Origin of the sequence: Dyadobacter sp. LHD-138 (assembly GCF_030929615.1) — a bacterium.
Classification (GTDB): Bacteria; Bacteroidota; Bacteroidia; order Cytophagales; family Spirosomataceae; genus Dyadobacter.
This window is the reverse complement of sequence record NZ_JAVFVU010000004.1, coordinates 1-14,299: the sequence shown is the minus strand read 5'-3', so window position 1 is coordinate 14,299 and position 14,299 is coordinate 1. Positions and strand designations below refer to the sequence as shown.

General features: G+C 43.2%; 13 protein-coding genes. 11 read left to right on the top strand and 2 right to left on the bottom strand.

What is annotated here, in order from left to right; translation table 11 throughout:
- The first annotated feature begins 45 nt into the window (after positions 1-45).
- The 10 genes from RB622_RS02885 (at position 46) to nagA (ending at position 9,469) form a co-directional block, all read left to right on the top strand.
- On the top strand, positions 46-1,269 hold the full coding sequence (locus tag RB622_RS02885; protein WP_308044995.1) for a glycosyltransferase family 4 protein: 1,224 nt from the start codon (positions 46-48) through the stop codon (positions 1,267-1,269).
- Positions 1,266-2,249, top strand: coding sequence for a glycosyl transferase (locus RB622_RS02880; protein ID WP_308044994.1), 984 nt, complete (start codon positions 1,266-1,268; stop codon positions 2,247-2,249). Before RB622_RS02885 ends, RB622_RS02880 begins: the two co-directional genes overlap by 4 nt.
- Entirely contained in the window at positions 2,249-3,010 is a 762-nt protein-coding gene (locus RB622_RS02875; protein ID WP_308044993.1) for a DUF5672 family protein, read from the top strand. Before RB622_RS02880 ends, RB622_RS02875 begins: the two co-directional genes overlap by 1 nt.
- Positions 3,011-3,027: 17 nt before the next feature.
- Positions 3,028-3,978 (top strand): hypothetical protein, encoded by a 951-nt coding sequence (locus RB622_RS02870; RefSeq protein WP_308044992.1) that lies wholly within the window; start codon positions 3,028-3,030, stop codon positions 3,976-3,978.
- A gap of 27 nt (positions 3,979-4,005) precedes the next feature.
- Positions 4,006-4,890 carry a glycosyltransferase family 2 protein gene (locus tag RB622_RS02865; protein ID WP_308044991.1) on the top strand — a complete coding sequence of 295 codons (885 nt, stop codon included), beginning with the start codon at positions 4,006-4,008 and terminating at the stop codon, positions 4,888-4,890.
- Positions 4,887-6,218 carry a hypothetical protein gene (locus RB622_RS02860; protein ID WP_308044990.1) on the top strand — a complete coding sequence of 444 codons (1,332 nt, stop codon included), beginning with the start codon at positions 4,887-4,889 and terminating at the stop codon, positions 6,216-6,218. The genes RB622_RS02865 and RB622_RS02860 overlap by 4 nt, the downstream gene beginning before the upstream one ends.
- 67 nt (positions 6,219-6,285) lie before the next feature.
- A complete protein-coding gene (locus RB622_RS02855; RefSeq protein ID WP_308044989.1) occupies positions 6,286-7,335 on the top strand; it encodes an acyltransferase in 1,050 nt (349 codons plus the stop codon).
- 97 nt (positions 7,336-7,432) lie between these two features.
- Positions 7,433-7,729 carry a thioredoxin gene (trxA, locus tag RB622_RS02850; protein ID WP_308044988.1) on the top strand — a complete coding sequence of 99 codons (297 nt, stop codon included), beginning with the start codon at positions 7,433-7,435 and terminating at the stop codon, positions 7,727-7,729.
- 20 nt (positions 7,730-7,749) lie between these two features.
- Positions 7,750-8,313 (top strand): pentapeptide repeat-containing protein, encoded by a 564-nt coding sequence (locus RB622_RS02845; protein WP_308044987.1) that lies wholly within the window; start codon positions 7,750-7,752, stop codon positions 8,311-8,313.
- Positions 8,314-8,362: 49 nt separating this feature from the next.
- Positions 8,363-9,469, top strand: coding sequence for an N-acetylglucosamine-6-phosphate deacetylase (gene nagA, locus RB622_RS02840; protein WP_308044986.1), 1,107 nt, complete (start codon positions 8,363-8,365; stop codon positions 9,467-9,469).
- A gap of 43 nt (positions 9,470-9,512) precedes the next feature.
- On the opposite strand, the gene RB622_RS02835 is transcribed toward nagA, so the two are convergent.
- Positions 9,513-11,711: a radical SAM protein gene (locus RB622_RS02835; protein ID WP_308045257.1), complete on the bottom strand. Its 2,199-nt coding sequence runs from the start codon at positions 11,709-11,711 to the stop codon at positions 9,513-9,515.
- A 176-nt stretch (positions 11,712-11,887) separates the two neighbouring features.
- Between RB622_RS02835 and RB622_RS02830 the strand changes: the two genes are divergently transcribed.
- On the top strand, positions 11,888-13,291 hold the full coding sequence (locus RB622_RS02830; protein WP_308044985.1) for a metallophosphoesterase family protein: 1,404 nt from the start codon (positions 11,888-11,890) through the stop codon (positions 13,289-13,291).
- 135 nt (positions 13,292-13,426) lie between these two features.
- On the opposite strand, the gene RB622_RS02825 is transcribed toward RB622_RS02830, so the two are convergent.
- Complete coding sequence (locus RB622_RS02825; RefSeq protein WP_308044984.1) at positions 13,427-13,813, bottom strand: hypothetical protein; 387 nt, start codon at positions 13,811-13,813, stop codon at positions 13,427-13,429.
- Positions 13,814-14,299: the final 486 nt, after the last annotated feature.

Genomic DNA, 14,299 nt, shown 5'->3' with positions numbered 1-14,299 from the left:
TTATGATTTTGAGATCTGAAATCTGAGATTCAACTTACTTACCGAATGACCCAGCAGAAAATATTATTTATAAGCCACGACGCCAACCGGGCAGGGAGTCAACTCCTTTTGCTTCAGCTGCTTCGTTTGCTTAAAGAAAGAGGAGTTCCGATGCACCTGCTGCTTTGCAATGGTGGTGTATTGGAGGAGGAATTTGCTGAGGTCGTGACGATTACGAAGTTATACAACACAGAAAACAACGGTTCCAATTCTTTCTCCGGCAAGTTTTTACAAAAGGTTAAGCTTTATAAGCTCTACGAAAAACAAAACGCAGCGCGTGAAAACGACCGGATTATTGCCGAGTTGAAAAGTCAGAACATCGGATTGGTCTTTGTCAACTCAATCGCCAACGCTGAGGTTTACTGCGATTTCCTTACATTTTTGCACCATTTACCTGTAGTCCTGTTCGTACATGAACTGGGCATGTCGGTGAAGATATATACGTATGAGGACCGCTTGTCATTTTTGCTAAAAAAGACAAATCATCTCATTGCCGTTTCAAACGCTGTCGCCAATCATTATGTCCGTGCTTATCATTTCCCAACCGATCGCGTAAGCACATTTACGCTTATTGATCACGATCATATTGACGAAAAATTAAAAAATGCGCAGCCTGAGCTTTTAGAAAAAACGCATGCAATACCCAAAGACGCCGTTGTCATTGGTGGCTGCGGAAATGCTGAATGGCGAAAAGGTAATGATATATTCAACTGGATAGCCAGAAGGGTCATTCAGAAGACGGCGCCCCTGGACGTTTATTTTGTCTGGGTTGGTGCGGGCCCGCAGCATGAGATTTACGAGCTGATTAAGAATGATATCCATCTGATGGGGCTGGAAGACCGTATTATTTTAATACCGCCTACCCCACAGGCACTTGATTATATCAGCCGTTTTGATGTTTTGCTTTTAAGTTCAAGGGAGGATCCTTATCCGCTGGTTGTACTGGAAGCTGCGTTAAACGAAATTCCTGTCGTATGTTTTGACGGAGCCGGTGGCGCGCCAGAACTTATTGAGTCTGACGCCGGTTTTGTGGTGCCTTACCTGGATATTTCAGCAGCCTCAGAAGCGCTTATCAAATTGATCCTGGATCCTGCTTTGCGGGAAACCATGGGAGAAAAAGGTCGTACAAAAGTTTTGGAACGTCACAATACCGTGAAGAGTGTTACAAAAATTGAGGCGATCATTCAAAAGTATCTACCTTTGCAGGTTTCCGAAAAACACGATCAATGACCATTGCCTTTACAATCTGTTCAATTAACTATTTAGCCCAGGCCCGCACACTTGGAGATTCGTTAGCCGTCACCAATCCGGATATCTTATTCGTAATCGGATTGGTCGATAATCAGGAAGGCGTAAATTTCGAGCAGTCCTATACGCCGAAATACCCGATGATTGAAATAGATAAAATCGGAATTGAGGGCTTTGATGAAATGGCAAACCGCTACAATATCACCGAACTGAACACGGCGGTAAAGCCTTTTTATTTCACTTATTTTTTCAAGAATTATCCCGAGACCAAAAATGTCATCTATTTTGACCCCGATATCATCATATACCAGCCATTAACGGGTTTACTGGATTCGTTAAGGAAACATGAAGCCGTATTGACCCCGCATGTCAATACCCCAATTGAAGACAGACTGACTCCCAATGAATTACACCATTTAAATACGGGTATTTACAACCTCGGTTTTGTGGCATTCAGGAGGAGTATTCCCAATACGGAGTTTATCAAATGGTGGGAAGAAAAGCTTCGTTACGAGTGTCTGATTGATTTATGCAACGGATTGTTCGTGGATCAGAACTGGATGAATTTCCTGCCGGTTTTCGTTCCCAATACACATATTGAGCGGAACCCCGGTTACAACGCAGCCTACTGGAATTTACACGAGCGCGTTTTTTCGAAAAAAGCAGACACCTTTTATGTCAATGATGATCAGCCCCTTGTCTTTTTCCATTACAGCGGGTATGATCCGGAAAAACCCGACGTATTATCCAAATATCAGGACCGGTTTAAGTTATCAGATCGAACGGATGCCATTCCGCTTTTTGATATTTACAGAAACAGCCTGATCAGCAACGGAAATGCCTATTACCGCACATTCCCTTGCGCTTATATCAAACCGAATCAGGTAAAACGTTACCTCCGGGTGCGAAAATACCTGAACCGGCCCATTAAATACCTAATCGATCAGATTGATACCATGTAATGAAAGAACTCGTATCTGTACTGATTCCCATATTAAATGCGGAGTTGACACTCCATGAAGAAAAAGTTTTACAGCACAGTCTGAAGGCCCTGGCCAGATATCCTGTCATTTTGTTTACTTATGCAGGAGCCGATTTATCTGCCATCAAAACGGACCATGAGCGTGTTGAAATTTTAACTTTTAAGTCAAAGTATTTTCAGTCCCGGGATACTTTGTCAAATCTCTTTCTGATGGAAGATTTTTACAACCGTTTCACCTGGAGTGATTTTCTTCTGATTCATGAATTGAATAGCTGGATTGTCAAGGATGAAATCCATTACTGGTGTAAACAGGGTTATGACTACCTGCATGCCAATCCGGTTTTAGACAAATCTGTTTTTAAAAGTGACAGCATCAATGACTTTTCCCGGATTTTAGGTCTGAATGAAACAGAGAAAAAATCACTTGGGCAAAGTTTTGAAAATAACGGGCTGAAACTGTGCAATGTGCAGCGGATGATCAAAACATTGTCGTCCAGAAAAAAGGAAGCGCATGATTATCGCCAGCAGGAGAATTTCCCCAATAAGGATTCTGTATTTTGGGAGATTGAAGCCAACCGTTTCTGGCCGAATTTACGAAAACCGACACCGATCGTTCAGAGTCGTTTTTCCCAAAATATTACACACGTACATCCCGGATATGCAGATAACCGTGATGCATGGCCAACCGGATTGTCCGGCATTGACTTGGATAGTGCTGATAAACTTCCGTACTATAAGTAAGAAAGAGATCAATAAGAATGAACATATTTTTTACCGTTTGCAACAGATCTGAATTATCCAACGCGCTGGCTTTGGGTGCTTCCGTATTGCGTTTGCATCCCGACAGCATTTTTTATCTTGGCTGGGCCGACACCGTACCTTTACCTAATGTGCAGGATGGAATAAAATTATTATCAATTGAAAAAATTGATATCCCGGAGTGGGGAGAAATGTGCGCCCGTTATTACGATTTTGAAATTGTTTTCGCCGCGCGTCCATGGTTTGCAAAGGGAATACTAAGAAAACACAAAGATTGCAGCCGTTTGATTTTTCTCTCTCCAACCACTGTGCTGTTCAGTTCGGTATTTGAAGCAGGGGGTCAGGAAGCGGATCTGTTATTGACACCACATATCACAAAACCGCTTGCTGCTTCCAATAATCTGGACGACAAGCGTATTTTGAATATCGGCATGTTTCATTCCGGGAGTTGGATGCTAAAACCTGGTGAGGCTACGGTTCATTTGTTAGATTGGTGGGCGCACCGTACCATCGACCGTGCTAAATTTGACCTTTGCAACGGCATGTGCCTCGATCAGCTTTGGCTTAACTACGGTCCTGTCTGGGTTAAAAATACGGTTCAGATCAACCATGCCGGATGGCATTATGGTTTACATAGCATTTTGAACAAAACCTTAACAGAAGAAAACGGCAGTTATTTTGTCGACAATGAAAAGCTGATTTCCATCGATTATGCCGGTCTGAATACATTTCATCCGGTCTGGTCTGATCATGTTCAACTGATCGATCAAAATCCCGTTTTCAAAAAGCTGTTCGCAGCATACGAAACAACCGTAAAAAAATACGAAAAAGTTAATCTGAATAAGCAGCCAGGCTACGGCAAAACGTCCAATATCAGTAGCGACAGATTGCTGAGAAAGAAAATCGCCGCTAAGCTGGAAAATATCACAAAATTCATTGACCAATTTTAAGGTTAATACAAAGGAATAAAAATAAGTATGAAACCTCTTCAGGAAAGTACAACCGAACTTCGTGATTTTATATCGAAATTGACGGTAAATAATGCAGCGAATGATGAAAGCAGGCGTTTTCCAAAGCTTACCATCATTACGCCTTCTTATAACCAGGCGGATTTTCTGGAACGCACTATTTTAAGCGTTTTGAACCAGAATTATCCAAATCTTGAATACATCATTATCGATGGCGGTTCTACGGACAGAAGCGTTGAGGTTATTAAAAAATACGAAAAATACCTGACCTATTGGGTTTCCGAAAAAGACCGCGGACAGGTTCATGCCATCAATAAAGCACTGGAAAGGGCTACCGGTGAATGGATCAGTTTCCAAAATTCCGATGATGTATATTTTTCCGGGACCTTTCAGCGTTTTGGTAGAGCGACTTTGCAGCAGCCAGCAGATATTCTTTACGGTGATCTGTTCATGATCTCAACGGATGACGAAGTGACCGAAATATTGAAAACAACGTCATATAGCCTTACCTGCCAGATTTTGGAAGGTATGCAGATCCATAATCAGTCGTTGTTTTTCAAACGGGCACTGGTTGAAAAATATGGCAAGTTTGATGAATCGTATCGCTTTGCATTTGATTATGAATTCATCACACGCTATACCCTGCACGATACGACTAAAATCCGTAAGATCGACGGACTAGGCGGTGCACTCAGAATACATGCAGATGCCAAGTCATCCACGATCGCATCCGTTGGATCTGAGGAACATTTGAAGATACAAAAATTGTACAATTCTGCGATAACCTTCCCAGCTCTGAACAAAATACGGTATCTTTGGTGCAGGATCCGAAAAGTGTCCTATTTTTTGTTTCGATTTGATTTCAAATACATACGTTTCAGATTATCAAGATGAATTTGAATCTAGCAAGTTTAATCAAGAACTTTAATTTCCTGAGGTATTCTGTGGGCATCGCCATGATGTTCAACGGATTTCCTTTGATATTCTTTTTTCGGGACACACTGGGAATCGGACCTGCGAGCAGTACATTTACTGCTATTTTCTTCCTTTTGGCACTGGCACTGATGGTGCCGAGCAATCTGTTTCTGAGATTTTACAAGCCCAATCCTATCCTGTTTAATCTCGGCGTAGGTTTTCTTGCGATCTCGATGTATTACTTTTTCTTTTTCAATCCCATTGGAAAAGGGGTTACGGATGTCGGTAACTATGTATTTATTTTCGCTTTTTTGATTCTTCTGCTCAGTGTTCCCAGCGATGTAGCCGAAACTTTGGTACCGGTTTTGTTCCTGTTTTCACTGTTTTCAAATATTACCCTGGTTTACTCACTGATCACCGATCCAAGCTGGACCATCGGGATGCGTGCTGCCGTTAGTTTTTCCAATGAAGGTGCACAGGCAGGTGGAAATCCGCACATTACAGCCCGGAACGGGGTTATTTGTTTACTTTCCGCACTGGTGCTTATTCCCCGTTATAGGAGTATTTTTGGCCGGTTATTTTTATATTTTTCTGTTCTTTTCAGCCTGGCCGTTGTCATTCTTTCCCTGGCAAAATCCAGTTATCTGGGGGTTGGGATGATGCTGGGGCTCTATGTATTTTACAATTTCAAGCTTTCCAGAATGTTTTCGGCCGTTGGGAATTTCTTCACTTTCAAAAATATCATGATTTCCGGCCTCGTCCTGGTCGGTGTCAATTATTTCCTGAGCCAGTACGGCAACGTATATGATAGTCTTATGAATTACTGGAGTGTATTTGAAGACCGGATCATGGACGTAATTTTCACCTCTTTCGGCGTTAAACTTACCGAAACAGCAGATATTGATGCTTCTGCGATGGGGCGTGTCAGTGGTTTTTCCGACTTTCTTGAAACATTTTATTCATGGGATGTATTCCTCGGCAGAGGATATAAAAGCGGTTTCCTCGATATCCCGATTCTTGAAGCATGGGTCAACCACGGAATTATCGGCTTCTTGTTTTTCAATGGCTTTAATTTTTTCCTTTTCATTTATGCCGTTCAGGAGATCAAAAGAAACACAAGTCCGCTATCAACATTCCTGGCGTATTTCTTTGTTTCACTGATCGTTTTGTTAATATCTGGAGGCCGGCCTTACGATATTGCGTACTGGTTTCCTTACGCCGTCATGATCCGTTTCCTAGGGATTAAATATTTTGATAAATTCGCGGCCCCAAAAGCCAATAGACAGTTAGTGACCACCCCCTCCTAGCTATTAAACAAACACGATGAAAAGTAACCTCATAGTTTCACTTTATTGAGGTTAATGATACTTGCACATGAGACAAAGAGTAGAACAACTAGATGGTTTAAGAGGGATTTTTTCTATTCTTGTAATTGCCCATCACCATAACGCTTTTAGAGATTCCATTTTTTATAACAACTTTTTCGTTATCAATTCCAGCCTATTTGTTGATTTCTTCTTTGTTTTAAGTGGATTTGTAATTGCGATGAATTATGTAGAGAAACTTAATTCAACTGAAAGTTTTATCTCCTTCATAAAAAAAAGATTCATTCGACTTTACCCACTATTGTTTTTTACAGAGGTATTATTCATTGTAGCGAATCTCATTGGAAATCAAAGCACGCTTAAAAATGCGACAGACTTACCACTATTTTACTACCTTCAGTCAGGCCTGGATACCTTAACGTTTATGGGCTCGACACCTATTCTTGGCGACTGGATGGGCATCAATTATCCGGCATGGTCTATTTCTTCTGAAATGATTTCCTATGTCGTTTTCGGAATCGTTTTGGTATTGCTCCCGGCTAAAAAGTACTGGGTATTTGCACTGATCAGTGTTGCCTGTGTTGGATTTATTGTCTTTAAAGACGAGTACATGCTCGTTTACGACTACGGATTCATTCGCGGCCTCCTGTGTTTTTGCATGGGCATATTCACATTTGCACTGCTCCGGGAGAAAAGTTTCACGCTGACTTTGTATGAAATCCCGTATCTGATCCTGCTGGTTGGCGCCATGTACGCGACACATCATTATGAATGGAACCTGATCAGACTTATTTTCCCTGTGTTATTCGCGCTTGGGATCATCATTTTTGCGTCCTCTTCGGGAATCGTTACCAAATTGCTTTCCAGCAAGCCATTCCAATATCTGGGTCGTATCTCCTACTCGATCTACCTTAACCACGCGATCGTACTGATATTCGTGAACATCTGCCTTTTTCGTGTTTTAAAATGGCAACCAACGGAAAGCAGAATCGCGTTATCGCTGACCATATCCATTGTGCTGACTATTTTTTATTCCCATTTCACGTACGAATTCATCGAGAAACGTTTTGGGAAATTCCTCAAAAACAAACTGGGTTAGTTGCAGTGCGTATGATTTTTGATACTAAAATCGTACGCAGATTTTAAACCAATCCGCCGGAGGATTGGTTATTAAAGTGTACCAATCCATGCGAACAATGTCAGCATTTTCGGAATTAATCAATAGTAATAAACCGGTTCTCGTCGACTTTTCAGCCGAATGGTGTGGGCCGTGTAAAATGATGAAACCCATCCTGGAAGAATTGAAAGCGGGTTTGGGAGATAAGGCTACCATTGTAAAGGTGGATGTCGATAAAAATCCTTCTGCTGCCAAAGCATATAAAATTCAGGGCGTTCCCACTTTAATTGTCTTCAAACACGGTAAGGTTGTGTGGAGACAATCAGGCGTTGTGCAGGCAAACCAACTGCAAAACGTGATCAGCAAATATTTATAGACTCAATCAGGACTATTTTAATGTATAATAAAAGAAACGTCGAGTTAATCAGTAATATCGATTTCACAGGCCAATATCTTCCCCGTAACGGTTTTGAACAGGTCGAATTCTCCAACTGCACTTTTTCAGATCTCTCCGGAACTGACTTCACCGACTGTTCTTTTGTTGGATGTAATTTGAGCAATGCGGCCATCACCAACTGCAAATTGTTTGACGTTGAATTTATTGACTGTAAACTAATCGGAGTAAATTTTTCCGATACCAAAGACTTCGGATTTTCCGTTCGTTTTGAAAAATGTCTGCTGGATTACACGAATTTTGACAATAAAAAATTGAATAAGAGTGTTTTCAGTCATTGCAAAATAAATGGTGCAGATTTCACGCAGGCCGATTTATCCAAGTCGAAATTCTCGCACTGCGATTTGATGGGCGCCGTTTTTTCTTACAGCAATCTTAGCGGCGTTGACTTCACGACCAGTGAAAATTTCACCATTGACCCCGCGATTAATAATGTCAAAAAGGCCAAATTTTTATCTTCTGATTTAGCCGGTCTTTTGACTAAATTTGACATTATCATTAAATGATCCTGCCGAAATAATTCCTAAACCAAGACTTAAAAAATTCTGTTAACCAATGTCCTACCAAATATTCGCCGATAAGGTCTATACAGGCCATTCGCTTTTAACCAACCAGCTCATTACGATTGAAAATGGCAAGATATCGGCCATTGAACCGTCTGAAGGCATTCAGGGAATTAAACACGTCCAAAATATTTGCGCCGGACTATTCGATGTACACATCAATGGCGGCGAACGTTTTCATTTTACCGAAAAAGCGGACGAAGAAACCATCGACGACATTTACCAGGCAAGTTTATTGGAAGGGACAGCCTATGTTTTTCCAACACTGATCACCTCTTCACTGGAAAATATTTTAAAAGGCATTGAAGCCACCAGAAATTATATGTCTGACAACCCGGACTCCGGCGTATTAGGCATGCACCTGGAAGGCCCTTTTCTCAATCCCATCAAGCGAGGTGCGCACCTGACTGAATATGTACGCAAACCGTCTGACACCGAATTAGAGTCGATTATAGCACATGGCAGGGATGTGATTAAACTGATCACTATTGCTCCTGAAATGTTTACGCCTGAGCAAATTGATATGCTGCTAGCTTCGGGAATCATGGTTTCGGCGGGTCATTCCAATGCTACGTACGAAGAAGCAAGCCAGGCATTTGGGCAAGGCATAAACCTGGTCACACACCTGTATAACGCCATGTCTGCGTTTGGACATCGGCAGCCCGGCCTTGTGGGAGCGACTTTTGATACCGATTCTGTTTATGCGCCAATTATTGTAGACGGCGTGCATTGCGACTATGCGGCAGCCAGGGTTGCTTATAAAGCGAAAAAAGATAAATTGTTTCTAATTTCCGATGCCTTGTTCGTCGGTGAAAAAGTTACTGAATTTAAATGGGGTGAGTTTAATGCTGTTCTTCAGGATGGTCAGTACAACAACTCTGAAGGTAATCTCGCCGGTGCCACAATTTCTCTGGCTGATGCGGTGCGCAACACGGTACAACAACTCGATATCCCATTGCAGGAAGCGATTGAAATGGCAACGATTCGTCCTGCCCAAGCAGTGGGTCTCGCGGATCAAATTGGCAGTATTACCGTTGGTTATCCGGCTGTCTTCACCGTTTTTGACGACGACCTGAAAAAATTTGAAGTCTTAAAATAATCGTTTAACCGTCGCGAAGAAGTAACATCCGCGACGGTTAAATTTATACGATCAGCAATCCTCCGCTCTTTAAATCTTCCCAGATCTTCGACTTTGTAAAAATTTCAAAGTCGCCCAGACCCAGCGATTCATAGTCGTTCCGTAACTGTTCCAATGCATAAGGGTCGTGTTTTCCGATCAGCAAATCAGGCATACGGATTTCAAGCCACTCGCCTACTGTCGGAGAAGTTTCCAAAGCCCACTCCTGTTTCCTGTTATAAAAAACCAGTTCTGCTATCTCAACCACTTTCTTACCTTGCTTTTCCTCGAAAACAGAAAGAGTCGGCAGGCTCCCCATCCAGATCACCATCGCATTAGTACGCGGAATTGCATCGGGAAAATGGCTTATACTCTTCTCGATATACCTTGGTGGTATGGAAGTTGGCGGAACTTTAAAATCAAACCATTTTGACAAAGGAAAATCAAAACAAACGCCATGCATATAATTGAACAGCGACTTCCGTAAACCTTCCGAAAATAAGTCGTGATTAGCACCCAGCGGATCCTTATGTTCAAGATCGTTGTTGGCAAATCCTCCCAGATCCGGTCCGATACGCATCACATCAAACGCTTCCGGATGCAGACCGACAGGACTGTGCGCCGTCATCGCAAAACGATGCCAGAAACCCGACTGAACAATACCCTGCTGAAACAACTGACGGACCATTTCAAGGGCATCGATCGTTTCCTGTGCTGTCTGCGTAGGAAAACCGTACATCAGATATGCATGAACCATAATGCCTGCCTGCGTAAACGCATCCGCCACGCGCGCTACCTGAGCAACGGTCACACCTTTTTTCATGCGCTCCAACAGCCGGTCGGAAGCAACTTCCAGACCACCGGATATCGCAATACAACCCGAAGCTTTAAGCAGCAGGCAAAGGTCATGGGTGAAGTTTTTTTCAAAACGGATATTCGTCCACCAGACAACCGTTAGTTTACGACGGATAATTTCCAGCGCTAAATCCCTCAGCAAAGCCGGTGGGGCAGCCTCATCCACAAAATGAAATCCGTTTTGCTGCGTTTGTTCTATGATCTCTTCAATACGGTCGCATAGCAGCGCTGCCGTCATAGGCTCGTAACGTCTGATATAATCCAGTGAAATGTCACAGAAGGAACATTTCCCCCAATAACATCCGTGCGCAAGCGTCAGTTTATTCCACCTTCCATCACTCCAAAGCCTGTGCATCGGATTCACGATCTCGATCACCGAAAGGTAATCATGCAAAGGTAAATCGCTATAATCCGGCGTACCGGTATCACGCTGCGGCACATCCTTTTCTTTCGCTCCGTTATAATAGATAACTTTCCCGTCAGTACGCGCATATACCCGCTTTAAGCTCGTGATCTCACGTTCGCCGTCAAGATATTCAAGTAGGGATAAAAGCGGTGCTTCACCGTCGTCCAGACAAACAAAATTAATATAGTCAAAAACACGCGGTTCTTTCAGTGAACGCAATTCGGTATTGGCAAAACCACCGCCCATAACCACGGTCATCTCCGGATAAAATTTCCGGACATACTGGCCGCATTTCATCCCGCCATAAAGATTGCCCGGAAAAGGCACCGTTATGCAGAGAATATCCGGTTTATACTTTTGTATTTTCTCTTCGAGTATTTCAACCAGTAAAGTTGTCAATAATGTATCCGGCATTTTAAGGGCTTCACACATCTCATCAAAGTGCGTCGCGGACCTGCCCAAACGTTCTGCATACCGGCTGAATCCAAAGTGAGGATCAACGGCTTCCTGAATTAAATCACCCAGATCTTCCAGATACAAAGTGGCCAAATGCCGTGCTTTGTCGTGAATTCCCATCGTCCCGAATGCCCAGTCCATATCTTCCAATTGCTGAAAACGGCTGGCTTCGGGTAGATAGCTCCTGTCACAAATACTATGGGCAAGGGTTGGATTTTTGTTTTTCAGGAAACGGATAACGGGGTCAATCGTACTGATATATTCGTCGCGCAGGGAATAAATACGAAAACTGTTATCCGTCAGTTCAGCATCCGAATTATCCAAATCCTCAAACATTTTCCTCAGTCCCCGCGAGGAAAAAAGTGCCAGAATGACGTCAATACCCAGGTCAGCCTGGTACGACTCCCGACCCAGCGTGTTCAGGAAACCTTTCAGGTAGGCTGTCGCAGGATAAGGGGTATTCAGTTGCGTAAAAGGCGGAGTTATAAATAAGGTTTTCTTTTTCAAAGCACTGCGTATCTCAATTTTCACGACACAAAGGTACGGGAAGTTTTGAATGGATCGATGCAGAGCATCAGGAGTTCTCTCTGTTACAGATTCAGAATTCACATTATCATAACATCCCTTTATAGCCCATTCCTTTCCGAAAAGGGTATTATTGCAAATTAAAACCACGCGAACCCATGCAAGTCTTTTCCCGGTACAGATTCTCAATATGGCTGATATCGGCGATATTGTTCCTTTTGCCTTCTTTCGGTTTTGCACAGGAAAACAAATCCTATCCCGCATCCAGGTTTCCCGACCGGATCATTCTTGGTTGGAAAGGCGATCCTGTACACAGTCAGGCGGTGAACTGGCGAACAGATTCAACGATCGCAAAGGCTGTTGCGGCTATCCATGAAGCAGATCCCTCCCCCGATTTTCAGGCCAATGCAAAAATTGTCAACGCGCTTAGCCAATCTGTTATCCTTGATGGGAAGTCGGTGCAATACCATGAAGCCAATTTTACGGATCTTAAACCTGCCACACAATACATGTACCGCGTCGGCGACGGAACTTCGTGGAGCGAATGGTTTCATTTCACCACAGCTTCTGATAAAAGAGAACCAGTTTCCTTCCTTTATTTTGGTGATGCCCAAAACGATATACGATCGCTCTGGTCGCGTGCGATCCGGGGTGCTTATTCAACGCTTCCGAAAGCTGATTTCATGATTCATGCCGGCGATTTGATCAACAGTTCCAATGTTGACTACCAGTGGGGCGAATGGTTTGAGGCGGGAGGCTGGGTTAATGGTATGGTTCCTAGTCTGCCCACCCCCGGCAATCACGAATATTACAGAGATAGTGAAAAGAAACCCCATGTGTCCATGCACTGGCGCCCCCAGTTTGCACTACCGGAAAATGGCCCGGAAGGATTAACGGAAACGGCCTATTTCATCGACTATCAGGGCGTAAGGTTTATTGCAATGGATTCGCAGGCAGCGCTGCTTGACGCAACAATCATGGAAAAACAGGCAGCCTGGTTTGAAAAAGTTGCCAAAAATCACGGTATGCGCTGGACTGTTGTGATTCATCACCACCCTATTTACTCTACAAAAAACGGCCGGGATAACGAAGAATGGCGCGCGCGTATGGAGCCGTTATATAAAAAATATAATGTGGATATCGTATTACAGGGACACGATCACACCTATGGCCGCGGAATTAACATGCCTTTGGGTGTCAGCCGGAAAAAGCCGGATGGGCCCATTTATGTTGTTTCAGTAAGCGGGCCTAAAATGTACGATATCGGTTTACAAAACTGGATGGATCGCGCTGCTTCCAACACCCAGCTTTATCAGGTGATTACCATTGACGAAACGACGCTTGGTTTCAAGGCATACACGGTGAACGGAGATCTTTATGATGCGTTTGACTTACAAAAAGATAAAAAAGGGGAAAACACGTTGGTTGAACGTACGAATTCCTTACAAATGCAGGAACGTCTGGAATTGCCGGAACGTCTTCAAAAAAGCTTCAAAGCCGAAGAATTAAAGGAATACAATCAAAGGTTCCAGGAATATAAGGCCAGAAAGGGCAAGAAATAGGTCTTTTGCCACCGATACCTCGCAAAAGGAAAGTAGCATTTCCATCCATAGACCGGACACCGGATAATTCCGGCATTCGGTCTATTCGCTTGGTTGGATTCCGTAAACGAAACAATCTTGATTGATGCGATTTTGCTAATTTCCCCGACCTGCATAAAGTTGTTTATCGACACCACGTCTTTTTAAATCGGCCACGATATTTCCATTGTTTTGTTCCAAATGGGTAATGTTCCAGTTAATCATCACCTCATCCAGTGCGGCGTTAAGCAGTACAATGGTTTTGGGACGCCTGATATCCAGACAAACTTTCTCCATACGCTCTTCATAAATAAGTCTGGCATCCTCGGTGTAAAAGCGAATAATTGATCCCATCGGGATTTTTGCACTGGTTTCCACAACCCAGAAACCTTTGGGAGGCGTGGTACTGACGGGTGACTGCGCTTTGATTAAAGTGGCTGTCGCACTGAACAGCAGTGCCGCAAGCAACAAAGTTCTGATGCTGCACATTCCTGATTTGTTCATGACCATCATGATTAAAGATTTACCTATTCCAATTCCCCTCAGCAATTCATCGCATACCAGCGGCATGCGCAGGCCCTCATCTCATTAGTCGCAAAAACAAGTAAAAAAGAAACGGAAAATGTAGAAAAATATTAGTTTTTCTTACTGAGCGTAGCAAATTGGCTGAGCTAAATTAAACAGCGTTAGCAATCTTCCATAGCCATATCCGAGGTCCGTCGACAGACAGCAAGGTTTAACGGACGAATGGTGTGTTAAGGGGACAAGTCCAAATGTTGTGGACTTGGGATCAAGCTGAAAAGTTGGGGGGGAATGAAATAAATTATTTGCTTTGTAGCCCGAACCAATCCCGTTTGTGTTGAACGAATCCTATCAAGCCTTAGTCCGTATCCTTTTGCCAGAAGGCATCCTTGAATATTTCGAGCTTACCAAAATTGTGGAGTCTATTCCTGGCTTGAACATCTACCTTGAAGAGAAAAATATTGCTCC